The organism is Streptococcus sp. ELY_137 (genome assembly GCF_058314515.1).
Map to the genome: position 1 here is coordinate 180,427 of NZ_JBZFUL010000002.1, position 25,478 is coordinate 205,904.

Genomic DNA, 25,478 nt, shown 5'->3' on the forward strand with positions numbered 1-25,478 from the left:
AAAGCATATGGCTCAAAAACGACAGACTGAAACCAAAAACTATCTCAAGAAGGCTCTAATCCGCCTACTATCGGAAAAGGATTTTGAAACGATTACTATCTCGGATTTGACCAAGACAGCGGGGATTAACCGCGGGACCTTCTATCTCCATTACTTGGATAAATATGATATGGTCAATCAGATGAAAGAGGAAATGCTGACTCAGCTCTTTAATATCTTACTGCAGGAAGATTTAGATGAGGATCCTAGATCTGTGATAAAAGAGGTGCTTGACTATCTTGTCAGGGATTTTGACTTTGTCTCTGTGATTGCAAAAACTTCTTATGTTAATTTCTCCCAAATCATCAAAGATTTTGTTTTTCAGCTTATTATCAGCTACCCTAACTGGAAAAAGACTATCGCCCAGCATTACGATATTCCGGAAGACTATGCCTTAGAAGTTTACCTAGCCAGTAGTGAAAGCCTCATTACCTATTGGATCAATCAAGGAGCCGACAAAAGTACAGCTGATATGGCTGATATCATCGTAAAAGTACTATTTGTAGATGAACCTATTTAAAAACAGCTCACATTGAAGTGAACTGTTTTTTAGAGATACCAATTGAAATAAAGATGTGCTAGTCTTTTTATATGGAATTGAAATAAACTATCACACTAATAAGATACCATAGACTAACAAAACACTGATGATGCTGAATAGGGACCCAATCAGGTAATATTCCGCAAAAGCTTGGCTTTTAGAGATTTTATCGTAGCGAGCAATAGACTTAGCCGTAAATACCAGACCTACGGCTGCAAATTGTCCAAATAATAAGAAAATCCCCATAATCAGGCGCTCCAACAACCCAATAAGAGCGCCAGCTCCAGCTACGGTTTGTTCATCCGCTCTTTCAGGAACTTGGTACTTGCTGAAAAAGAGTTTAAACACGATATTGATCGGCTTAGTAATCAAGGTTAAAAATAGTCCTAAACGAATCAGTTCACTGTTTTGACTGATGAGTAAGGTTGCCTCTGGCTTGAGCCAGAGGTGGATCAAAAAGATAGCCAGATAGTGCAAGATCTGATCACCGACAAAAACAGCTTGCTGCCAAGATGGTTTGCGCATGTTCGGTAGGAAATAAAATTTAGCACTATCAATGATAACATGGCTCAGCCAGACCAGCAAAAAATAGTCTCCTGCTTGTGGATCCAAAATAAAACAGAGCAAGAGAGGCATGGCGACAATAATAAGATGCTGCGCTAAGGCTTGGATGCTGTAAGATTTCTGATCGGCCATCCTCTGACTTTGCCATTGAAAATCTGCTAGGAAATGAGCCAATAAGGTCAAGGTTAGCAAAGGATTCTTTATGAGGTAATCCGAGAAAGTCAAAGATTCAAGCATGGTTCTCCTCCTTGCGACTCTGTTGTTGATGATCGCTTTTGCTTTCTGCAATGATCAAATGTGCTGCGGTTTTGCGATTTCGTAAATAATGTTTTAATCCGCTCGCTTTCAGGCGTTTACTAAAGCCGCTGGGCTTGATCCCTAAAGCATCAGCAATGATTTGATGCTCAAATTGTTCTTGATAAATCCGCTGTTTCAACAAGGCTCTTAAGATCGCTTGCTGGTTTGCTGTCCACTTTGATTTGATAAAATCTCCAGAGGATAGCAGACTATTGACGCTTTCTTGAAGCAACTGGTCATCACAGGACAGAGCGATACGGGCAACCCCATAATCGGTCTTATCGTGAACATGGTTGATAGCTTCACGAGCCCGCCAAAAGGCTGGACCGTCCGAACCGATACTTTGTTTCTCATTAATCGGAGTCAACATCTCTCCTAATCCTAATCCAAAACGAACCTGAGTAGGAAGCAGCTCCATCTGTATGCTATCAATAATCTGGAAAATATTATCACTAGGTCGTAACAAAGCCTGAAATTCATCACCCGTTGTCACTGTAAAGGGTGAGACGATTACAGAAGCATAGTCCTTATTAATGACCTGCATCAAATTCAGCAGCTCCTCCTGCACCCGAGCGCGGTCTTTGAGTCCTTTAGAATTGATGATATCGCCAATAAGAGCAAGGTAGGTCATGGTCTTCTCCTTTTATTTTTGTCTATTATAACAGACAAAAATAAAAATGTCCATAAAAATAGACATTTTATTTTTTCCCAATTTCCTTTATCAACCTGCCTTTATCACTCAGTCGCAGCTGAGTCCCACCTAGGGTGGTAAATGACCAAGCCGTCTTTACGGAAGATAAGAACTCCTCTATTAGCTAGTCCGTAGACAAGAGCATAGAGAAGGATGGACAGGCAACTGATTAATGAAGCAGCCCAGGAAACACGAGCCAACTGAGTATAGCGGTAAGTTATCTTGACTTTATGAGTTCCCTCAGGAAAATGAATGGTCGTAGCACCAGCTTTACTGAGGGTCGTCGGCACTTCTTGACCATCAACAGTGACGATCTGCCCCTTATAGCGATAAAAAGGGAGTTCGATCCGCTGTTCACTGCCCGTATTGTTCGTAATCTCCCCTGTCGCATAGCTATCTCTGAAACGAAATTGAGATTCTAAAAGGATATCACTGTCTTTAACCATAACCTGATGCCCCAGCTTTTTACCAGTATCTGCTGTTTCATTTTTTTCTTTGGTCGACCTATTTGCATAATCCCTGAGAGCTATAGAATTGAGAACTTTCTTTTGACTGTTGCGATGAGATAATTCGCTAAAAATGACCGGCTTATGACTGGACAGGGTTTTGAATATCGCTGTCGAGCTGCTGATGTTGACAGCAGATAAGGTAACTAAGACTGCTATAATCACAATCGCAGAATAGAAAAATCGTCGCCTGCTCATTGGTGGCTTTTTAAGAAGAAAAAACTTAGAGGCTAAGAAGGTAGCAAATAGTGTGAGAAAACTATTAACCCGCCAAGCAAACTGGATAACGCTGACACTGCTGTTAGGACTATCAGGCCATTTTACTGCCTTGCTCTCCAGAAAGATAAATAGAACAATCCAGCCGATAAGGTAGTAGTCTTCAATTCTTAATTTTCGAAATTGAAATAAAATCAAAGCGAGACAGACAATGACAAGAATTCCAGGCACTAGCTCCTTTATGGCATTATTGAGGCTAAAGCGAAAAATATCACTGAGTGTTCTGGTAGAATTGTTCAGTGATATCCCACCAGGATTGTCAATACGACTGTATCGAAACTGCTCCAGCATGGTAAAAAACTGAAAAGCACTCAAAGCTAGACTAGCCATCACGGCAATAAAGAAATTCCAACAGCGCTGAAGCCTATCTTGCTGAAAAGCAATTGCTGTAACAAAAATCAGACCAACGACGACTGAGGCCATAAAAGCTGTTAAAATATGACTGTAAATCAGCAGCGCCATACCAAAAGTCAGAGGATACCATCTATGATAATTACCTCTAAGGATATTATAAAGCCCATAAAAAACTAAAGGCAGAAAACTCATCGCGATGACCTCACCAGTCGCAAAGCGAATCACGATATTGCCAAGGCGATAGGCTGAAAACACATAAAATATCGCAAAAAGGTGTGAGTTAAAACGACTATGAGTGATTCCTTTACTTGAATAATAGGCAATCAAATAGGTCACTACTGTCAAGGCATAACTATACAGAATCCAACCGTTATAGAGACTACCGGTCAATTTATAAAGTAAATAATAGGGATAATAGGTTAGATAAGGGTAGAAAAAATTAACCCCTTGTCCGATCTTGTAAAAAGACTTGAAATTAACCGGACTTTCATGGATACTGGCTAGGCTGAGAACCCGATTAAGATGAAAGTGCAGATCGTCACCGTACAAGGCACCGTTGCTCATCATCAGGGGGATGATATAAATCAAACTGACTAATAGCGCTGCTAAAAACACCTTTAGCGGATTAGGAGCCCAGTATTTAAGATACTTGATCGACATCTGACAGATCCCTTTTAAGATAATCCATAATTTTCTCAGGATATCTAAAACCTTATCCCCTTGTCTTGGACTAGGGCTGTGATTATTTGGCTGGGGTTGTTGTATTATATTACTCGTCATTGTTTTCCTGTTATGAGGCTGAGACAATAGTCCCAGCCTCTTTTATTTTTTGTAGTTTTTTTAGCAAGACGCAGTGCGTAAACTTATTTCCAGCTACTACTTCTTCTTGCCGCGCTTTTTCTTGGCTTTCTTAAGTTTATTGGCTTGACGTTTCATGGCTTGATTAACAGCGAATTGACCGATTTTCCCCTTCAAGCCGCCACCGAGCATTTGGCTCATATCAGGCATACCATTAGCACCGGCTAAGGCAGACATATCGGGCATACCACCTTGTCCCATCATTCCCTCGAGGGCTGACATATCCATACCAGAGCCATTTTTCGGCAATTGATTAGGATCTAAGCCCATCTGTTTCATGGCCTTGTTCATATCACCGCTCATGACCCCCTGCATCATAGACTTGGCCTGATTAAAGTCCTTGATAAATTTATTAACATCAACAAAACTATTTCCAGATCCTGCTGCGATTCGGCGACGGCGACTAGGATTGAGTAAGTCGGGATTCTCACGTTCTTCTGGTGTCATCGATGAAACAATAGCACGCTTGCGAGCAATATCACGCTCATCAACCTTTAGATTGCTAAGAGCAGGATTTCCAGCCATACCTGGAAGCATTTTAAGAAGATCCTCCATTGGTCCCATGCTTTGTACTTGATCTAGCTGCTCGATGAAATCATTGAAATCAAAGGTGTTTTCACGCATTTTTTCAGCAATCTCTGCTGAACGTTGTTCATCGTATTCCTGACTGGCCTTTTCGATCAGTGTCAGTAGGTCTCCCATGCCTAAAATACGACTAGACATTCGATCTGGGTGGAAGGTTTCGATATCGGTAATCTTTTCACCAGTACCGGTAAATTTAATCGGACGACCAGTAATTTGGCGGACAGACAAGGCTGCACCGCCGCGTGTATCCCCATCAATCTTGGTGAGGACGACACCTGTGATATCCAGTTTCTGGTTGAACTCACGGGCAACATTGGCTGCCTCTTGACCAATCATAGAATCAACGACCAAGAGAATTTCATTTGGCTGGGCCAAGTCTTTAACATCCCGCAGTTCCTGCATCAGAGTCTCATCAATCTGCAGACGACCAGCTGTATCGATCAAGACATAGTCGTTATGATTTTCACGAGCCTGAGCTAGACCATTTTTTACGATTTCAGTCGCAGGAACATCGGTTCCCATATCAAAAACTGGCACGTTGATTTGCTGCCCCAAGGTCTTGAGCTGGTCGATAGCCGCTGGACGGTAAATATCAGCTGCGATCATCAAAGGACGAGCATTGTCTTCTTTGACTAATTTATTAGCCAACTTGCCGGCAAAGGTTGTTTTACCAGCCCCCTGAAGACCGATCATCATGATAATAGTTGGGATTTTGGGGGCTCTCTCAATCTCAGCTGTCTCCGACCCCAAAATCTCCGTTAGTTCTTCATTAACGATCTTGATAATCTGTTGAGTAGGATCCAGCGTATCAATGATTTCATGACCAACAGCACGCTCACGCACACGCTTGATAAAATCTTTAACAACTGGTAACGCGACGTCAGCCTCCAACAAGGCTAAACGAATTTCCTTAGTGACCTCTTGGACATCTTTTTCAGAAAGCTTCTTCTTTCCGCGAATATTTTTGAAAACGCCTTGTAAGCGTTCTGTTAAACTTTCAAAAGCCATAATTAATACATATCAGAAGCAACTGCCCTCAAACACCGGTATTTGTCATTTTGGACTACCCGATCCGACTTACCATCAAACAGAGTTTACCAGCAGAAGAGTATTTTTCAAAACTATCAGAAGCAGCTGCCTTTTTCCTTTCTTCTTTTTAACTATTCACGATTATCGATACTAGTTAAGAGAGAAATATTTTCCTGCAGATACGCATCATCAGGATACTTCTCCATAATAGCATCAAAAATCTCACTGCGGACAATGTAGTCAGAATACATATGAAGTTTCATCTCATAGTCTTCTAAAATTTTCTCGGTCCGCTTGATATTATCGTAAACCGCCTGACGGCTGACACCAAATTCATCAGCAATTTCAGCCAGACTATAGTCATCCGCATAATAGAGCTCAATATAGTTCATCTGCTTATCCGTTAATAAGGGGGCATAGAACTCAAAAAGCGCATTCATGCGATTGGTTTTTTCAATTTCCATAAGCTTTATTATACCAAAAAAATTATCTAATTTATAGCCGAAATGCGCAAGATTCCGCCTTGTCTAACGACTTGCTTGGGAAATTGATTTACTTTATAATAGAGGTCAAACAAACGCAGCTAATGCAAATTTTTCAACGAATATCAAAACTAATATCCGGGAGGCTCTGCAATGATTATCTATCACGATATGCTTTTTTCAGCCGTTAACAAGTTTAGACGGCTCCATATTTATTTACCCGATGATTATAAGGATAGCGAGGAGCGCTACCCTGTCACCTACTTTTTTGATGGTCAAAATCTATTTTTTAAAGATCAAGCGACCTATGGTACATCATGGGGACTCTATGATTTTTTACAAAACTGGTCTAAGAAAATGATTGTGGTCGGCTTAGAATGTGGCCACGAGGGTAATGAGCGCCTGTCAGAATACAGTCCCTACGATATCAACTCAGATTTTTTTGGCGGCCCTATCAAGGGGCTGGGACAGCTGACCATGGACTGGATTGTTCAAGAGGTTAAACCCTATATTGACGCGACTTATCGCACCTATAGTTTTCGCGAAGCCACAGCTATTGCCGGTTCCTCAATGGGAGGTTTAATGTCTATCTATGCTCTGGCTAAGTATAACTCTATTTTCTCCAAAGCAGCCTGCCTATCTTCGGCAATCGTGGGAGATATAGAGGCTGATGTCAAGGCTAGTCAGATTGATGAAGACACACGCGCTTATCTATCTTGGGGAAGCCAAGAAAGCTCAGGCTGGCAGGATAGGTACACCATCTGGGACAGTCCTGCAGCTAGAGCTAATCTGACTATTGAGGCAGCATTTCAAAAGCATGGAGCAAAAACCTATATCTTTTGTCAAGAAGGTGGGCGGCATAGCGAAGCTGACTGGGCCAAACAGGTGGCACTTTTCATGGATTTTCTCTGGCGCTCCTAGAAAAGATTAATGCCAGAAATTAAAATGATGAGACTGGGACAGAAATCAATAATTCGGAGAATTTGATTTTCCTCGCTCTCCTATTTTAAGGCCCAGCCCTCTGCCACTTTCCTATTTTTAGGTGGCAGGCTTTGGCAGTCTATCCCCAGACTGCCAAACTCCACTGGATAATTTCTATCCCACCTCCGCACAGCTCCAAAGGTCCCCCGGACCTTTGGAGGTTGGAAATAAGATAAACTAACGTTCATAGAATTGGATATCCACCCAGCACAGTTCATTGATGCTAAAGCACCTAATGAACTGTGCTGGGGAAAGACTTCTTGGCAGAGCCAACCAGTTTTTCTCCCAACCACTGCGCCTAGCAAATAAAATTGAATAAATAAGGTTGAGAACTTTTGTCTCAACCTCATTTTACCTTTTTAATGGGTTAATTACTACTTTCCAAATAAAACTCAAATCTTCCGGCTACATACTGACTGCGAACAAATTCAAAAGGGGTTCCATCATCTAGGTAGGAGGTTTGTTTCCGAGTCAATAGAGCATGCCCTCGCTTAACCTCCAGAGCATCTGCTTTGTCTCCATTAGCAACATCAGCAGAGATAATCTGCTGACTTTTACCGATAATATAACCGTGATCTGTCAGCGTCTGGAAAAAGTGATTAGTGACCTCTTCCTGTTTAAAATGGCGAATCAATCGCTCGGGAATACTGGTTACTTCATAAGCGACTGGAAGATTATCTGCATAGCGAACCCGCTCCATGCGTATAATATAAGATTTTGGCCTAACCGAAAGATGACGGATCTCCTGCTCATTTGGATAGGTACGCTCATATGAAATCAGTTTGCTGGAGGGGTCTTTTCCTTGAGATTTAATAATTTCAGTAAAGCTGGTTGTTCCCCGCATTTTTTCCTGAACTCGCTGACTAGCGACATAGGTACCGCTACCAACTCGGCGCTCCAATATTCCTTCATCTACCAAAAGTGTAATCGCCTGCCGTAAGGTCATACGGCTGACCTCAAATTGATCAGATAGGTCGCGCTCGCTGGGCAGGCGGCTGCCGATTTTCCAAACACCTCGATCAATCTCGTTTTTAATGGCATCATGAATCCGAATATAAGCTGGTAGCATGGCATCCTCCTGATTAGTCTATACCAGTATTGTAGCACAAAAAAGCAGAAGGCTACTGGCTTTTTTCGCAATTTGAGAAAAATAGCGTGAAGCGCTTCTGCTGAAACATTTATTGTCTTTAGCACACATAAGACAACTTCTAGTTAGTCAGTTGTGTTGCCATAGACAGACATCGATGAACTCGGTGTAAAATGAATGGGTTTAAACATCCAGTTGTTATCTTGATGGAAACGGCTGGTCAAAGTATCGGTAAGCGTATTGCCAGATACCGTAATATTGCTGACATCTCCAGAGTGCTGACCAATACTAGCACCGTAGGCAATAATTTTGCCCGACTTATCCTTATAAGGAATGAACGAATTATTGGTCACACTGATATTACTGGTCATAGCTTTTGTTTGGTTGTAATTGCCATAGTTAGAGTCGATATTTTTTAAGAAATTGCCATCCCATTCCCCCCGATTGTCCGATGTATCGAACTGGATAGCTTCGGCGTAAATATCATGGTCTTTGCTGACTTCCGATAAATCAGTTTTATCAGTCAGCTCAGGTGCGTAACCTTCAAAGGTATTGCCGTCAAAACTTGAATTTTGCAAGCCGCCAAGGTCAAAGACGTGGCTTCCCATTTTATGAACCATAGTAAAAGTATTGTTTTCGATAGTCCAGTTGCTACCATGATTAACCATAATCATGAACTGGTTTCCTTTTTCTAAATCCTTAGCTTCGACAGTGATATCTCTCATGGTGAAATTTTGTACACCATCTGTTGCACCAGTTCCTGTCGCAAATCCAAACCAATACTGGGCACCATCGACAATGAGTTTGGTGCGATCGCCGCGAATCTGCGTATCCGAAGCTAGGGTAATATAGTCTGTTTCCGGGGTCTGTGTCCCAATAGTGAAATCTCCGCTGGGAAGGCCTAGAATGGTCCCAGGATTATCCTTGGCATAATTAAAGGCATCCTTTAAAACCTGATTATTGTCTGCAGCAGAATTCTCTTGCTTTAAAGGAACATGGTAAATATCGTTGACACTGGCTTCGGCGATATTAGAAATATCTGTACCGTCATCCAGTTTAACATCGTACTTATAACCGCCACCAGATGAATAATTATAACTGATATTAATCACTTCTGCTGCGTCTCCCTGATAGCTGCTTAAATCGTAACCATCTAAATCAGTCTCAGCGGTATGACTAATCTGAATCGTAGCATCCTTGCCGAATTTAGCATCAGGCGCTTCCGTAATATCTGTTTCAGTGACACCCCTGACCTTATCACCATTCTCAAACTTGATCGTGTAAGTCATGACGGAATCCCCGTCCTTGGTATCAACTTGATTCTCAGAATCAATCTTGCCGATCCACTGGCGGTACTTTTCTAAATTTTTACCACCGATGGAAGTTTGTGCTTCAGCAGTAATCTGCACAGTATTATTTTCAGCGTATTTAGGTTTTAAATTCTCCGAGCCAATCTGGATATTGCTGGTAACATTAAGAACATCCTTCTTGAGGACCTTAAAACTGTCAGTAACCGCCAAAAGAATGATAGCGGCAACGACCAATACTCCTAGTACAATCAGTTCCTGCACGCGAAACAGACCTTTGCCTCGCTGTCTTTGTCGATTTTCCCTCAGTAAGGGACTGGTATGACTTTCTCTTTCTTTATGAGTAGGGGGAATTTTTTCTCGCATAGAGTTTATTATAACATAGTTTGCCTAGCGAGAATAGGGGGGATTTACCCGAAATTTCTACTGCGCTCGGGCATAAAGTGTGCTACAATAGACGTAATCATTCTGTCAGGCAGACTGACAAACTAGAAAGGGTTAAGATGACTGAATTTACCAACCTTGAAAAGATCATCGTCTTGGATTACGGCAGCCAGTATAACCAGCTGATCGCCCGCCGTATCCGCGAATTCGGGGTCTTTTCAGAACTTAAAAGCCATAAGATTACTGCAGCTGAAATCAAGGAGCTCAATCCTATCGGAATCGTCCTATCCGGCGGACCTAACTCGGTTTATGCCGATGATTCCTTTGGTATAGATGAAGAGATCTTTGAGCTTGGTATTCCGATTCTAGGTATTTGTTATGGCATGCAGCTTCTGACCGACCGTTTGGGCGGTAAGGTTGTCCCTGCTGACCAGACCGGCAACAGCGAGTATGGCCAGTCGACACTCCAGCTGCAGCAACAATCAGCCCTATTTGCCGACACGCCAAAGGAACAGGTCGTCCTGATGAGTCATGGCGATGCTGTGACTGAAATCCCGGCTGACTTCCAGCTTATCGGAGAATCTGCCGACTGTCCTTATGCTGCCATCGAAAATCCAGAGCGCAAGATTTACGGTATCCAGTTCCACCCAGAAGTTCGGCACTCAGTCTACGGCAATGATATCCTGCGTAATTTTGCTGTGACTATCTGTGGTGCTAAGGCAGATTGGTCAATGAATAACTTTATTGAAATGGAAATTGCTAAGATCCGTGAGACCGTTGGCGAGCGCAAGGTTTTACTGGGACTCTCGGGCGGAGTTGATTCATCAGTCGTCGGCGTGCTGCTGCAAAAGGCAATTGGCGACCAACTAACCTGCATCTTTGTCGATCACGGTCTTCTGCGCAAGGGAGAAGGCGATCAGGTCATGAACATGCTGGGCGGCAAATTCGGACTTAACATCATCCGTGTGGACGCCTCCAAGCGCTTCTTAGACTTGCTGGCCGGTGTTGATGACCCTGAAAGGAAACGCAAAATCATCGGCAACGAGTTTGTCTACGTCTTTGATGACGAAGCCAGCAAACTCAAAGGGGTAGACTTTTTAGCCCAGGGGACACTCTATACCGATATTATCGAATCTGGTACTGAGACAGCCCAAACCATCAAGTCACACCACAATGTTGGCGGCCTGCCTGAAGATCTACAGTTTGAACTAATTGAGCCTCTCAATACCCTTTTCAAGGATGAGGTCCGAGCTCTGGGGACGGCTCTAGGAATGCCCGATGAAATCGTCTGGCGCCAGCCATTTCCTGGTCCAGGTCTGGCTATCCGCATTATGGGAGATATTACCCCTGAGAAGCTCGAAACCGTCCGTGAATCCGATGCCATCCTACGTGAAGAAATTGCCCAAGCCGGCTTGGAACGCGATGTTTGGCAGTATTTCACTGTCAATACTGGTGTGCGCTCGGTTGGCGTTATGGGAGACGGCCGCACCTACGATTACACAATTGCCATCCGCGCTATTACTTCTATCGATGGCATGACAGCAGACTTCGCCCAACTGCCTTGGGAGGTCTTGCAAAAAATTTCAAGGCGCATCGTCAACGAAGTCGATCACGTCAACCGCATCGTCTATGATATCACCAGCAAACCACCTGCAACTGTGGAGTGGGAATAGGTGACTAAATTAAAGTGAAGTAAAATGGTTGGTTTAACAGCACATTTCTAAGTGTTGTAAAATGTGAAAACGGAACTAAATTACTTTGGTTCCCCACCAGAAAATAATGTGTGGCCCCAAAAAGTTGAATTATAAATTTATGCTAAGGATTGAATCTTGTATTACACAGGTTTCAATCCTTTTAGTTTGGCAAAATCAGCTAAATAGTGAATGAAATCGCTACTACAATAGTCATATTTAGAAAGTTATAACGGAGTAAAATCAAACAACCAACTGATATACTTAACTCAGCTAGAACATTATGCGTTGCCCGCCAATTCCTACATCATTCCTTATTGAAAATTCTTATACCAGTAAATGGTTTGTTGTCCTCTTTTTTACTCTGCTAACATTGCTAAGTACTCATCTAGACGTTCATTAACATACTTAGCCAACAAATCTTCCATGGTAGACACTTGGCCTTTGGCGTGAAAGTCATCAAAAGCTTTATAATAAGATAGACGATCTGTAAATTTAATATCAATCGGTGGCAATCCCGCTTTCATCAGCTCAAGATTGACCAAAAGCCGGCCTGTTCTGCCGTTGCCATCAATAAAGGGATGGATACTTTCAAAATTGATATGAAATTTGGCTAGCTTGGTAATGATTGAGCTTGAATCCTTTTGATAATCTTGCAGAAGCTGCTCTATCTTAGGGCGTATCATATAAGGTGGAGCCGGTTCGTTAGCAGCTCCCATGATTCTAACAGGAACTTTTCTATAAACACCTCTATCTTCCTTTTTATCTAACAGAACAAGGTAATGAATATCTTTAATGACTTGCTCCGTTAAGGGATGGTTTTCTGAAACCAGTCTTTGAACTAGTTGAAAAGCTTCCTTGTGACCAATAGCCTCAAGGTGATCCTTCAAAGGTTTCTGATCAATGGTCAACCCTCTTAGCACCATATCGGTTTCCCGAAGGCTCAAGGTATTTCCTTCAATCGCATTAGAATTATAGGTGTACTCCACAAGAAATTCCTCATTTAGCCGATCTAGCTCACCACTAGTCAAAGGCCTCCTTGTTGCTAGGAGTGACTTTTTCTCTTCAATCACTGATAGTAAACTAGAAGCCTTTTTATAACGACCATCACTTGGCTGTGCTGCATCCGCTGGTATTCTCCAAATTTTCCCATCGCGATAAGAGCCTTCAATTTTCCCTTGAACACACAAGGTTCGCACGCGCCTATCAGAGATTCCCCAACGTTCAGCAGCTTCTTGTGCTGTAATGTACATCTGCTCCACCTCTTTTCTGACTTCAATTGTAGCATTTTCGGAACAATAGGTCTATTTGCGGAATAACATTAAGACATTTGCGGAACAATAGTGGCTTTTATGTTATCATCTAAAACTGCATGACGATATTCTCCACCAATATATTAGGATATGGTTCTCCTTGTTAACTTAGGTGTAGAACGCTTTATAAATTCTGCCTAGTTTAGTGTAACCTATTCAATCCTACTTTCTTCTGTGATATATGGCTCCATGCTACACCTCTAGTATTTCTTTTTATGATAAAACCTACATTTAATTTAACCCAATCTATCTTTCAGTTCTTACCTCTTCATGTGAACATACTTATTTTATGGTACAATAGAGACACTGTTATATAAGGAGGTGTGCTATGACCCTTGATGTAAATAAGGAAGAATTAACAATTTTAGGGATTCCTTTTGATAACTTTACAGATTTTGATACCGTCTGGTATGCCATCGGTTCATCAATGATTGAAAATTATGAACCGACTGTTCAAGATGTGATTGATTTAAAAGCTTATGTTATCAACAGGCGAAAGGAATTGAACCTTGGTTAAAAATCAATACGAAGGCTATGAGTACATCGACCCTAATAACCAATACACCTATTCAAATTCTACAGTCTTAATCAACAAACAAAACATTACAAATATTGAAGAAGCCTATCGAAACGAACACCTTCTAGTTACTAGACGACTTGCAGATTTGCGATTAAAGGCTATTGAAGTCAATTCTATTAGGGAGATTTTAGCTATCCATAACTATTTATTCCAAGATGTTTATTCTTGGGCAGGGCAATATCGTAGAGTTAATATTTCAAAAAGTGGTAATCCTTTTATGCCATTACAATCTTTTAACACTGCTGAAACCTATATGAACCAGCTTATTCATACCTATCATCAAACGGCTAACTCAAAAGATGAGACTATAATACAATTAGCAAAAATCCTTGATAACCTTAATTATTTCCATCCTTTTCGAGAAGGTAACGGACGAACTCAACGAGAAGTCATCCGTTCTTTAGCACTATCAAAAGGATATTCGGCACAAATACGCGTTGAACAAGATGATGACATTTATAATCTTTATATGGACGGAACAGTCTATGGAGACTTAGGGAAGTTAGAAGAATTACTTGGTAAAATACTTGAAAAATTGTAAATTAGTTTGCTTTCTTATCTGCTGTTATATTTAATTAATTCCACTTGAATGTACACAATAATATTCCATTGATGGCACCCTTTATAAAAAGATCCTTTTGTCATCTGCTATATGAACTGCACCCCAAAAGTTAGACACAAAATCTAACTTTTGGGGTGCTTTTCTTATAAAATTAAGTTACGACGATAAATGAATATATGAGCTAAGAAAAACTGGGGGACCTTGTTCCCAACTTAGTAAAGAATATGATGACAATATTGCCATCATTGATTCCTTTTATAAAAATTTTGTACTAAAGTCTCAAATTTTTGTCTTGATAATAGCGGCTAAGAACCTCTTTGAATTCTATACCATCATAACTGATTTCAGTATGATTTTGGCATTTTTTAACCGTGGACAGAGGGCGAGCAAACTCCTTTAGGCGATAATAACTAATATTTTTTAGTTTATCAATATCACCTTTATGGACAATCATTCCTCTACTTTTGAAAAGTTCTAACTGTTCCTTCCATGAAAGTGCAACTGGTTTATCACTCATTTTTTCTCCTTTACAACAAAAAAAAAGCCCCACGTCAGACGTATCTGTCCATAAGGAAGTGGGGGGGTTGTCATCTTACACATATATTAACACACGCACTGCGTGTTTGCAATATAAAAGTTAAAATAATTATTTTTAAAATCTAATATACTTAGTCGGAGCAACAAAGAAATTGAGAAATTTCACCTTATTGAAGAGGTAGGCGATAAAGAGGTTAATCAGCCAACCGCCTGCAATACCAATCAAGACATGGAGGAACCCCTAGACGCAAGAGCATAATCCAAATGGCACTGAGCACCGGTGAATGGAAGATATAAATAATCAGGCTGGATTTTCCCTTATCCGCAAAATAGTTGAAAAAGCCATTGTGAGGCAGACACGGATAAATCAAGAAGGCCAGAAAAACACTAAGAACAAAGACCAGTCCTTCTAGGCCGGGGGTTAGGTAGCTGACACCATTTTTTGAAATCAAACTGGATCCACCAGAACAGGTAGAGAGCCATTAAAGTTAAGATGACTAAAACTTTCTGAGTTAGTCGGGTGGCTAACTTTTCCAGTGATACTTGACTCAAGAAATGTCCCAGACAATAGATACCAGACCAGAGCAGGGTTCCTTGCAGGAGGAAGATCGAAGAATGTAAGGGATAGCTGAGAATACTGGTAACAGCAGTTACAGCCAGGAGCTTCTTCTGGTCCTTGATAAAAACTGAGAGCAAACCAACGTAGAGGCTGACACCCCAAAGCACATAAAGATACCAAGAGACGGCAATCGGCTGCTTATAAATAGCTAATAAATCCGCCAGCGAAGTCCCCTCTCTAACGCTCCCGCCATCTAATTCTATCTAGTTTACTATTCAAATTCTTTTAGTAATTTCTGGATAAATCTCCTCCGTTAAAGTATAACTTAGCTCATTATAAAAATCATATTCTTCTGATAAAAAAGATTCTTTCCAAACAGCTAATACTTGCTTTTTAGAATCTGTGATCTGGATATATAATGGAATGATAGGGGGCTCTAGTTCGGTCTTGAAATAATAGTTACTATCGACAAGTATTTTACCAACAAAACTTATGATCTCATTATTTTCAATGGCATTTTCTATTGCTAAATGAACATCTATGAGTGGATACCCTAGCAAATATGGAACTACTTCAATTTCAGCTGCTATATTTGATTCCAATATTACTTTTTTAAATTTACAAATACGCTTTTTTCTTATAAAGTAATATCTAACATAACTTGATACTTTATTCCCATAACGACATACCGAAACCAATCTTTCAATAATTATCATTTTTTGTATAATGTATAAAATTGGTATATTCAAAACAATAACAAAGAATTCAAAAAAATATGATAGCCAAAATTTTATAGTTTTTACATCTTGAAAATGAGTGATAAAACTTATTAAAGAGTTAGCTATAATAACTAAGGAAAATACAGCTAAAATCCACTTACTAATTTTTGAAACCAAAGAGAATTCAACCACACTAGATGAGATGATCCAGAAAAATCCGATAACAAAAATGAAACCGATAATTATTATTTCATATAATAATGTGAATGTATAGCTATCACTAAGAAAACTAAAAATGCTATTTATTTGAATTAATTCCCATATTATTATCCTTAGATTCTGGTTTAAGGTAGATTTATAAAGTCTTAGTAATAGTGGGATAAGTGAAAAAAATACAATTGATAAATAATCTTTTATATACCATAAACTTATTTTCAAATGGTAATGGATATCCAAATATACTAGCAAAATAAGTATAGTTATATTAACTGTAAAAAACATTTTGCTGATAGGCAGTTTTAAGAGTTCAATTATTTTTTCTAAGATATTTGAATTTGATTTTCGTGTATGCAGAAATATAACAAAAGAAATAATTGTTAAATAAAATAAAATAGCTATTTCACGATTAGTCATAAAATTCCGTGTATCCTACTAATCTAATGTTCATTTCTACCAAAAAAAGCAAATGTTATTAAATCTTTAAAGTCTTCACGCTCTCCACTGCCTGATAAATCATTAATATTAAAACACTTTTTATAATATTTAGTAGCTTCTTCAAAGGTACTGTATAGTTTACCCGATTCATTCAATTTAACATTAGGATGATTTATCTTATTTAAGAGAAGTTCAAAAACATTGTTATATTCCCACAATGGAAGAGATACTTCTTTATTACCGTGTAATTTATAATAATTTTGTTGCTCCATTTCATTAGGATAATGTAAAGAACAGAGTTCCTCACGATTTTTCAACAACCAGTCATGTGCCTTATCCCAATTTTTATATTTTATCATTGCTAAAATATACTTATCCACCAGTTGGATATTATCTAAGCCCTTTAAATCAATTAATTTATTGAGTGCTTTATACCTGACTATAGGAGGTAGGTGAGAAAATGCACTAAGAACAATCGGATCTGAATTTAATGATATTTCATACTCTAAAAAGTATTGAACAAAAATATAGGAAAATAGTTCCAAAATAAGATCCTCCACCTGCTTCATTTCAGGTTTCGTACCAGCTATAATACTTTGAGTATGTGTATACTGATTACCAATATTTTTTAGATCTTTGATAACATTTTTAAAATCATCTCTTATTTTTTCATCAACTTGATTTAATTTTTTAGATACTTTAGAGTTGTTAGATTTTTCAGGATCAGTAATATCTCCTAACATCATATACTCATTTTTACCAATATTTAAAATCTTTCGTGATAGTAATTCTGCTAACTTTCTGATAAGAACTAATTTGCTACTCGTGCTGATTCCAGAATAATAAATATCATTGATAAGTTCTGCAATAATTAACTTGTAATCTTCATTTTCAAATGGGGTAATCAACACCCTTAATTCACCTTCTTACTAATATCTATAATGAGCAGACGTCATTAACCACTAATACAAAAAATCTAGTCTAATAGACTACCGCATATTTACATTAATTCCCTCAACTGCCTTCTTCAAATAATAGCCTTCTTGAAGCTGAGGCATGATGGTTTTTACATTTTGGAGGTAATTTTGATAGGTAGTTTCTGTCACTTCTGCTAGCTTTTTTTCTAGCTCTAAAAGAGAGTTAACGCTAATACCCAAATGGTGTTGCTCAACAAAGGCTGCTTCTGCTGATTCAGACCAGATAATGACAGGTAATCCTGATGAAAGGTACAAGGACAGTTTGTGAGGGTTATTATAACGGAGATAATTCCCAGTAACGCCTGTACAAGTTTCCAGAGAATCACCATCCCAGACCAAACCAAAACCCGTTATCAACTTACTTGGGATTTCATTTGATGGGAAAGCGCCATGGTAAGTAACGTTTTCAGCATTTTCATCAGGCTCAAAATCAATACCAAATAAGTCAAATTGTACCGATTTCAGTTGCTGGAGCTGGTACAGATAAGGGCTTTTATCACGTTTTAAATTACCGGCGATTTGAATTCTCTTTGAGAATTGAATGTCTTTATCCTGTGGTTCATCGTTTAAGTAATCAAAAATCTCTAGACTGATTAACTTGAATTTTGAAACACCATAGTCAATAAACCATTGTTTCATCACATCATTATGAACAATCAGATTATCGGCAATTTCCAACATTTCCTTAAATTCTTGATCGTAGTAAGGCTTGTTAAAAAGTTTTCGGATAGGCTCTACATCATGCACCAAGGAAATTATTTTTACATTTTTTTGTTTTTTCAACTTTTTAAATATTGAAAACCTAAAATAATCTTTTGAGTAAAATGGATTTTGAATAACTAATACTGAGTTTTCCTCAATAGCACGATAAATCTCTTTCCAATTCTTATACAGTTTTACTTGTCTACTAACCTTTTTCAACAATGATTTATCATGCTCAATTTTTTTCAAATATAGTGCCTCAAAACCTTTAGTTAAAAGGATTTCTGAAGCATCATTGGTAGCTTTACTTCCAGCATGTTGGAAGTTTCCAAAAGATTCTACAAGCTGATATTTCTTCATGACTCCCCCCACACTAGTTAGTTTTGCTTTCCAACAATAACTTTTCGATATTTTTGCAATTTTGCTCCAAGATATAGCCCCTATCAGCAAAAGTCTCATAGATACTTTCTCTAGTGTTTCTTTGAACATTGGCTAACTTTAAAGCTTGATCTCCCCATTCTTGAATGGGAGCGGATAAAGATAAGAAAGCTACATGCTCCATAATCCTAGTTTCTTTTGATATGCCATCGCTTAATAGTAAGGGTAGACCATTAGCCTGAGCTTCAACTGCTACAAAAGGTAACCCCTCAAATAAAGAAGGCAAAACAAAAAGATCAAACAAACTAAGCCAACTACTGATATTCCGATGTTTACCGGCTAAAAGAAAATAATCTTCCAAATGATTTTCTCGGATTTGCTCACGCAGCTCCTTATCAAGAGGACTTTCAGAGTCATTTCCTACAACCACAATTTTAAATGCTTCTTTTCGACTAGCTAATTCTTTTGCAAGGGCTACTAAAAAAATATGATTCTTCTGCTCAGAACTACGGCCGATAGTCCCAATTATCTTTTTACCATTTAAGTCATACTTTTCTCTCAAAAGTCTAGCATCTTCCTCACTATAGTTATATTTATCAATATCGATAGCATTATTGATAACATAAGCCTTTTTACGAGTCTCCCCGCTATATAAAAAATCAGCTGCTACATTTGAGCAGGCGAAAAATTTATTAGCTAGATAGGGTATCCTTTGTTTATTAATTTCATGAAGGATTCTTTTGATTGACTTATTAGTAGTACTGGAAATATGACTATGAACAATCCTATCCTTTATGCCATATTTCTTGGCATAGACAAAGAAGTCAATATTAGATAGAAGCATTGTATTATCCCAAATAGCATCATATTCTGAGGCGTGCTGTTCAAAAAAGTATCTCATACTTTTTTTATAAAGTTTATAATTTTTCCTTTTTTGAGGAATATAATAAATCCTTGAGCCGTTTGCTATTAGCTCATCTTCAAATATGATTTTCTGATTGACACGTTTAATAAAATCAACGTTTATTTTACTTTTATCAAATGCTTTATAGTAGTTATAGATAAACATCTCTGTCCCTGCTAAATTGGGAGACATGCCTAGCATTAATACTTTATACACTAGTTACTCCTTACTACGACACTAAAGTCATCTTATGACTAATTTCAATAATTTTTTATTGATACAATATAGAAGGTAGGCTGTATAATATTTTAATCCAACAATATAACCTTTTTTCAAGAATAAGAACTTATTTTTACCCAATTCAGAAAATAATTTTTCCTCATTCCTGCCAATATCGTTTTGACTACCTTTTCTGTACAGCTGACCAATTCCCCAAAGTAGACTTCTAGTATAGTCTAATTCTAAAACGTCTGATAGTTCTTTAAATAAATCCCCATCTGATCTCATATAGTCAAATGCTTTAATAAAGGTCATTTTTTTATCTGTCCAAATTGAGTTCATTGCACTCGTTTCAGTAATTTCATAATGGTAAAGTTGCTCATTTGAAATAGAAACTGTTTTTACAAAATGCCAATAGTGCACATTAAATTCTAAATCTTCCATGACAGCAATATCTTCTCTAAAAGCAAGATTATTATGTTTTACTATATCCATGCGATAAAGCTTATTACAGGGATACCCCTTAACCTGACTATCCCAAAACATTCTTTTGAAATAACCTTGTGAAGATATTTCTTCAACATCTAGTCCTTTTTGATGAGGTTTATCAGTGCTTTTTAAAACTCCAACTACTGATAAGTCAACATCATTTGTCATGCCAGCTCTTAGTTTGGTAAGAAACTCAGACTCCACCCAGTCATCAGGATCTACAAAGGTTACATATTGCCCCGTTGCAATACTAAGACCAACATTCCTTGCCGCTGACACCCCCCGATTTTTTTGATTTTTAATAATAATATATCGATCGGAAAAGTGATCTTTTAATTCATTTAACAAATTGAGAGTTTCATCGGTTGAACCATCATCAATAAAAATGTATTCAACATTTTCATAAGTCTGCTTCATCAAGCTTTCAAAGCATGTTTTTAAAGTTTGTTTTGAATTATAGCAAGGAACGATGACACTAATCATGTTAGTTACCCCTAGTCAAATTTTTTATACTCAATCAAATGCGAAGGCACTTGTTTTTCTTTTGGTGGATATTTAACGATATCTCCATACTGGGTATGAAGATAATACTTGATATCTTTTGGCGCCGGGTATTCACCGTCTCCAAACTTGACCTTTTGAAGAGGAAATACACGTTTCTTTTCAAGGAAATAGTGCTTATTTTCACGGGTGCTACAGCGATAGTCCAAGCGCATATATTTAGCACTAGGATCATGGCTGTAATGTCTTTCTAAACTGCGACGATTGAGTTTTTCAAAAGGATAGAATTTACAGACATTATAAAACATCCGACTGTAGAGTTCTGTTTGTAAACGCCATTTGTGGCTGAAACTTGTTTGATTATAGCTGGGAATATCGGTATCGTCATAAACAAAAATGTCCACAAACATACCTTGGTATTCGTTAGACTCTGAAGACCAGTAACGACCATCATTGAGATAAGAATGTTTATCTCTGAGCTTATGAAATTTGACACTGTTAAATCCCCTATCGTTCCCATAGGTTTGAAGGACCATATCCTCCCATTGAGGATTGAGGGCTTCTAACTTATTCCAGTTTTCACGGGTCATAGCCAAATCCAGATCATCATCCCACGGGATAATAGCCTGGTGGAAATAGGCACCAATCAGTGAGCCGCCTTCAAGCCAGTATTCAATACCGTGCTCTGCACAAAACTGATCAAAATCAGCCAACATACGGTAGTGAATGCTGTTGATTTCCTCTTTTTTCTCCCAGAATAAATCTACCTGAACACGGGATTGGATTTTTTCATGTCTTTTTTTAAGAAGTTTTTTTAGCATTGTTTCCTCATAATATGATTATTTAGTGGCATTATAATACAAATCCATATTAATGTGCGACACTAAACAATTTGATTTTAATTTTTCCTAGTCTAATTGATTTTTCAAAAATAAGAGGTGCCAGTAAATATGTAACAATAAAAATTTTTATGGTATCCATATTTAAGATTGTTTCATAAAAACGATTTGAAAAGAACAACATAACTAAATCATTAAATAAAAATGCGTAGACAAATAATTTAAAATCAAGCCCACCTTTTGAAAGGTTGGTATTTTTTATTTTATTATAAAAGTATGTATAGTACCAAGCAACTATAGCTATTAATGGGAGAAAACCAAGGTAACCAAAATCATATATAAATTGATAAAAGGTTGTATAAACATTTCCTAGGCCATATGTAGAATCATACCTAACAAATGGGATATCTAAAGGACGAGGAATTAAATTGAGCTTAGGTAGAATATAGTTATACAAACTAATAAATGTCTGCTGGCCAAAATACTCTTGATGAATTGGTAATATTGTATTTTGAGTAAAGACATCTAAATTATAAAGTGGTGCTCCCGTGTAGATAAACAGATAATGAAAAGCATTATAGTTATTTGTACGTCCGTATAGGCTCAAAGTTGTCATAAACAGCGCAAATATGGTTAATAATCCTAAAGCAATACGTCTTATTAATTTTTTATTATAGTTAAAATTTCCCTGATGTTTTAAATAAAGGACATAGTAAATAATCCCTGAAAAAGTCATTAATCGAAAAATTACTGACCGACTACCAACTAAATACATAAATATCATCATTAAAAGAACAATAATTATTTGTAATAAGTTCATGCTCTTTCTCATAATATAATTGGTAATAGCTACATATATCGTTAAATAACCAAATGATTGTGCTAATATGCTTAAAATATTATAGTATGAAGGAGGATAAACACCTATTTTACGGTAGGCATCTATATTAAATTTTGTAAGACTGTCGTATAATGAAATCTTTTCAGATAATGTGCTTCCAGACTGCCCCACCGCATTAGATAATAGTGTAAGGTGCTGATATTTTAAATATATAGTATAGAGAAACAAAAATATAAATATGAGGGTGACCACAGTTGGTATATTTAAATACACCAAAGTGTCTTTATTATCTTTTTTGAGTGCTAATTGCCTTTGTTTATTACTAGTTCTACTATTTATCATAGTAAATACGGTAAATAATAATGAGGAAATCGAAATCATCATGACAACTTCCGAATGAAAAGTTAACTTGAGATAAGTCAACGCAAACAGACACATCACTGATTGAGCAAAAAAGATTGCAGGAAAAACAACTGATGGATCAAGAAAATCTCGATTAACCAATCTATAATTAAAAAGTGTAAATAATAAGGTTACGCCTATTAAAAGAAAAAGCATACTGTTCTCCTGAGTAACTAAATAATTAACTACGCCATGTTCAAAATAATAAAAATTAACCACAGCACTTCTTTATTAAAGTGGGTGCTGCGATACTTAAGTTCCCCAAACTTATAGTCAAAGAACTACCAATCACAACTAACGAAGACCCTTTTATTTTAGGGGGACTTTGCTGCGGATTATCCTTTTTCTTATTAAATCAATAGCGGTGCAAGCACTGTAGACTAATAGAACAATCACTATTGACGCAGGTATAATCAACCAGCTGTCCTGATACTGATTCACATGAAATAGCTCTTCCCATAGAAACGGTCTTACAATCGGATGATCGTGAATTAAATATACGGCAAAACTGGTAGAAGCAATGGTGTTTATGACTTTTGAGTGAGATAACTGTATCTTCTTAAAGATTAGAAACAATAATACAGATATCAACACTATTGGTAACTTATTTTCATCGTAGAGATAAATTACGTGTTCTCGAAGGGCTCCAAATTTATCAGTTAAAGAGCTAAGCATAACTGTAACAACAAGATTTAGCAAAACAATGAGCGTCACAAATGCTGTTAGAATCTTTTTGCTGAAACTTTCTAACAAGCCAAATTTTCGGATATAACCGCCGATACAATACAGTGTACAAAACCAAGTCAATTCTGTATAGTCAGGAGTGGTTCCTGAAAAAGTGGGAACCAGAGAGAAAATGGTAATCAGCACCGCTAACAATTGCTGATAATTAGTTTTGCTTAACTGCTGCAACCCCTTGTTAATAAAGGGATGCAGAAGATAAAGTATAAAGTAGCTTGTTGCAAACCACCACATAGAAAAAGTTATGGGTAAGAAAGATTTAATAACAAACTTTATATCAACTTGATCCGAGCCAAAGATTGCTCCTAAAGCTAAAAGTGCTAAAGAATAAAATATAACCCGTCCCCAAAACTTTACTAATTTTGATAAATTAAGTTTCTTTTGGCTTGCACTCAAAAAATAGGCAGAAATAAGAATAAAGATATTCACACCTACTTTGCCACCCATTATAATAAAATAATACCAAATTCTAGCAAGGAGAGAGTCTGTTTCTCCCACCATTGTAAAATCCCCATGGATGGCAAAATGATGAAAAATAATCATTACTATGGATAATATCCTTAATAATTCAAATGAGGAGTTTCTAGTTTGTGTTCTGTTCATAAAGGTACATAATTTTTTCTGGTCAAATCTTTATCGATTTTTGCGTCAATTTCAAGGAATAATAAAATAACAAGATAGATCGTAGATACCTTATCCTTTAAGATCTGATCTATGCTGCTGATAATTACCCCACTTCACTTCTCACGCACTGCAGGGCGGCGGCGATGACTTGATGCATGTCATAGTAACGGTAGTGTCCGAGACGGCCGCCGAAGATAACCTGACCTTCTTGGTCAGCTAATTTCTTGTATTCCTTGTAGAGGTGGTTGTTGCGATCGTTGTTGACGGGATAGTAGGGTTCACCTCCACGGCTCCATGTCTTAGAATGTTCCTTGGTGATGATGGTTTTGGACTGGGTGCCAAACTCAAAATGCTTGTGCTCAATGATCCGTGTGTACGGTGTCTCTGCATCCGTATAGTTGACCACCGCATTGCCCTGATAGTTTTCCATATCGAGGATCTCTGTCTCAAAGCGCAGGCTGCGGTATTCCAGCTCACCCAGTTGGTAATCAAAGAACTGATCAATCATACCAGTAAAGACAATCTTAGGGAAGTTTGCCAAGTATTGGTCCTTTTTAGCGAAGAAGTCAACGCCTGTCTCCACATCAATATTGTCATGATTCAGCATCTTCTCAACAATCTGGGTGTAGCCCCCGATTGGGATCCCCTGATAGGTATCATTGAAGTAGTTATTGTCATAGGTCAGGCGCACCGGCAGACGACGGATGATAAAGGCAGGGAGTTCCGTCGTTGGTTTGCCCCACTGCTTCTGCGTATAGTCCTTAATCAGCTTTTCATAGATGTCGGTTCCAACCAGCGAAATAGCCTGTTCTTCGAGATTTTCAGGCTTCTTACCACCTAGGACCGCCCGCTGCTCATCAATCTTAGCCTGAGTCTCCTGCGGTGTCACCACACCCCAGAGCTTGTTGAAAGTATTCATATTGAAGGGCAGATTGTAGATTTCCCCCTTATAATTAGCAATGGGACTGTTGGTGTAGCGGTTAAACTCTGCAAACTGGTTGACATAATCCCAGATTTCCTTGTCAGACGTATGGAAGATATGAGCCCCGTACTCATGTACTTGGATCCCTTCCACTTCCTTGGTATAGATATTGCCAGCGATATGGTCGCGCTTTTCAATCACCTTGACCCTCTTACCCTTGAGGGCCGCTTCGTGGGCAAAGACAGCCCCAAACAAACCCGCACCAACAACTAAATAATCATATTGTGACATCGTATTCTCTTTTCATTAAACTCATTTCATCTACTACAAGCACAAAAAGTGA

The 25,478-nt window shown here is 38.2% G+C and carries 24 protein-coding genes; 5 read left to right on the forward strand and 19 right to left on the reverse strand.

All coding sequences use genetic code 11. The annotated features are described in order from the left end of the window. Positions 1-7 precede the first annotated feature (7 nt). Positions 8-559, forward strand: coding sequence for a TetR/AcrR family transcriptional regulator (locus tag AC4HAO_RS02900; protein ID WP_491134526.1), 552 nt, complete (start codon positions 8-10; stop codon positions 557-559). 90 nt (positions 560-649) lie between these two features. Here AC4HAO_RS02900 and AC4HAO_RS02905 read toward each other — a convergent pair whose 3' ends face one another. The 5 genes from AC4HAO_RS02905 to AC4HAO_RS02925 all read right to left on the reverse strand — a co-directional run bounded on the left by AC4HAO_RS02905 (position 650) and on the right by AC4HAO_RS02925 (position 6,204). Then, complete coding sequence (locus AC4HAO_RS02905; protein ID WP_491134527.1) at positions 650-1,381, reverse strand: DUF3307 domain-containing protein; 732 nt, start codon at positions 1,379-1,381, stop codon at positions 650-652. After that, positions 1,374-2,072, reverse strand: coding sequence for a SatD family protein (locus AC4HAO_RS02910; RefSeq protein WP_491134528.1), 699 nt, complete (start codon positions 2,070-2,072; stop codon positions 1,374-1,376). Before AC4HAO_RS02910 ends, AC4HAO_RS02905 begins: the two co-directional genes overlap by 8 nt. A 104-nt stretch (positions 2,073-2,176) precedes the next feature. Then, the gene (locus tag AC4HAO_RS02915) at positions 2,177-3,928 is read right to left on the reverse strand and encodes a hypothetical protein (protein ID WP_491134529.1); all 1,752 of its coding nucleotides are present in this window, start codon (positions 3,926-3,928) and stop codon (positions 2,177-2,179) included. A 216-nt stretch (positions 3,929-4,144) separates the two neighbouring features. Then, positions 4,145-5,719: a signal recognition particle protein gene (gene ffh / locus AC4HAO_RS02920; RefSeq protein WP_491093326.1), complete on the reverse strand. Its 1,575-nt coding sequence runs from the start codon at positions 5,717-5,719 to the stop codon at positions 4,145-4,147. 152 nt (positions 5,720-5,871) lie between these two features. After that, complete coding sequence (locus AC4HAO_RS02925) at positions 5,872-6,204, reverse strand: putative DNA-binding protein (protein WP_447451369.1); 333 nt, start codon at positions 6,202-6,204, stop codon at positions 5,872-5,874. A 171-nt stretch (positions 6,205-6,375) separates the two neighbouring features. Between AC4HAO_RS02925 and AC4HAO_RS02930 the strand changes: the two genes are divergently transcribed. Beyond that, complete coding sequence (locus tag AC4HAO_RS02930; protein ID WP_491134530.1) at positions 6,376-7,143, forward strand: alpha/beta hydrolase; 768 nt, start codon at positions 6,376-6,378, stop codon at positions 7,141-7,143. 427 nt (positions 7,144-7,570) lie between these two features. Here the strand turns inward: AC4HAO_RS02930 and AC4HAO_RS02935 are convergent, their stop codons facing one another. After that, positions 7,571-8,272, reverse strand: coding sequence for a GntR family transcriptional regulator (locus AC4HAO_RS02935; RefSeq protein ID WP_491093328.1), 702 nt, complete (start codon positions 8,270-8,272; stop codon positions 7,571-7,573). 143 nt (positions 8,273-8,415) lie between these two features. Next, complete coding sequence (locus tag AC4HAO_RS02940; protein WP_491134531.1) at positions 8,416-9,963, reverse strand: HlyD family secretion protein; 1,548 nt, start codon at positions 9,961-9,963, stop codon at positions 8,416-8,418. A 137-nt stretch (positions 9,964-10,100) separates the two neighbouring features. Here AC4HAO_RS02940 and guaA point away from each other — a divergent pair, with 137 nt between their 5' ends. Further along, on the forward strand, positions 10,101-11,654 hold the full coding sequence (gene guaA, locus AC4HAO_RS02945; RefSeq protein ID WP_491093330.1) for a glutamine-hydrolyzing GMP synthase: 1,554 nt from the start codon (positions 10,101-10,103) through the stop codon (positions 11,652-11,654). A gap of 377 nt (positions 11,655-12,031) precedes the next feature. Here guaA and AC4HAO_RS02950 read toward each other — a convergent pair whose 3' ends face one another. Then, positions 12,032-12,925: a Fic family protein gene (locus AC4HAO_RS02950; protein ID WP_491134532.1), complete on the reverse strand. Its 894-nt coding sequence runs from the start codon at positions 12,923-12,925 to the stop codon at positions 12,032-12,034. A gap of 388 nt (positions 12,926-13,313) precedes the next feature. On the opposite strand from AC4HAO_RS02950, the gene AC4HAO_RS02955 reads away from it, so the two are divergent. Then, entirely contained in the window at positions 13,314-13,502 is a 189-nt protein-coding gene (locus AC4HAO_RS02955) for a hypothetical protein (protein ID WP_165213058.1), read from the forward strand. Next, positions 13,495-14,106, forward strand: a complete 612-nt coding sequence (locus AC4HAO_RS02960) for a Fic/DOC family protein (protein WP_491134533.1) — start codon at positions 13,495-13,497, stop codon at positions 14,104-14,106. The genes AC4HAO_RS02955 and AC4HAO_RS02960 overlap by 8 nt, the downstream gene beginning before the upstream one ends. Positions 14,107-14,398: 292 nt before the next feature. Here the strand turns inward: AC4HAO_RS02960 and AC4HAO_RS02965 are convergent, their stop codons facing one another. From AC4HAO_RS02965 to glf, 11 genes are all read right to left on the reverse strand, one after another. Further along, on the reverse strand, positions 14,399-14,644 hold the full coding sequence (locus AC4HAO_RS02965; RefSeq protein ID WP_491134534.1) for an Abi family protein: 246 nt from the start codon (positions 14,642-14,644) through the stop codon (positions 14,399-14,401). A 214-nt stretch (positions 14,645-14,858) separates the two neighbouring features. Continuing rightward, positions 14,859-15,116, reverse strand: a complete 258-nt coding sequence (locus AC4HAO_RS02970) for a hypothetical protein (protein ID WP_491134535.1) — start codon at positions 15,114-15,116, stop codon at positions 14,859-14,861. 382 nt (positions 15,117-15,498) lie between these two features. Beyond that, positions 15,499-16,575, reverse strand: coding sequence for a hypothetical protein (locus AC4HAO_RS02975; protein ID WP_491134536.1), 1,077 nt, complete (start codon positions 16,573-16,575; stop codon positions 15,499-15,501). A 23-nt stretch (positions 16,576-16,598) separates the two neighbouring features. Further along, on the reverse strand, positions 16,599-17,504 hold the full coding sequence (locus AC4HAO_RS02980) for a hypothetical protein (protein ID WP_491134537.1): 906 nt from the start codon (positions 17,502-17,504) through the stop codon (positions 16,599-16,601). 81 nt (positions 17,505-17,585) lie between these two features. Next, complete coding sequence (locus AC4HAO_RS02985; protein ID WP_491134538.1) at positions 17,586-18,635, reverse strand: glycosyltransferase; 1,050 nt, start codon at positions 18,633-18,635, stop codon at positions 17,586-17,588. 13 nt (positions 18,636-18,648) lie between these two features. Continuing rightward, entirely contained in the window at positions 18,649-19,773 is a 1,125-nt protein-coding gene (locus AC4HAO_RS02990) for a glycosyltransferase (protein WP_491134539.1), read from the reverse strand. A gap of 27 nt (positions 19,774-19,800) precedes the next feature. Continuing rightward, complete coding sequence (locus AC4HAO_RS02995; protein WP_491134540.1) at positions 19,801-20,748, reverse strand: glycosyltransferase family 2 protein; 948 nt, start codon at positions 20,746-20,748, stop codon at positions 19,801-19,803. A gap of 11 nt (positions 20,749-20,759) precedes the next feature. Next, positions 20,760-21,587: a LicD family protein gene (locus AC4HAO_RS03000; protein WP_491134541.1), complete on the reverse strand. Its 828-nt coding sequence runs from the start codon at positions 21,585-21,587 to the stop codon at positions 20,760-20,762. Between the two features lie 49 nt (positions 21,588-21,636). Further along, entirely contained in the window at positions 21,637-23,004 is a 1,368-nt protein-coding gene (locus AC4HAO_RS03005; RefSeq protein WP_491134542.1) for an O-antigen polymerase, read from the reverse strand. Between the two features lie 153 nt (positions 23,005-23,157). Continuing rightward, positions 23,158-24,192 carry an acyltransferase gene (locus tag AC4HAO_RS03010; protein ID WP_491134543.1) on the reverse strand — a complete coding sequence of 345 codons (1,035 nt, stop codon included), beginning with the start codon at positions 24,190-24,192 and terminating at the stop codon, positions 23,158-23,160. A 124-nt stretch (positions 24,193-24,316) separates the two neighbouring features. Beyond that, a complete protein-coding gene (gene glf / locus AC4HAO_RS03015; RefSeq protein ID WP_491134544.1) occupies positions 24,317-25,426 on the reverse strand; it encodes a UDP-galactopyranose mutase in 1,110 nt (369 codons plus the stop codon). Between the last annotated feature and the right edge of the window lie 52 nt (positions 25,427-25,478).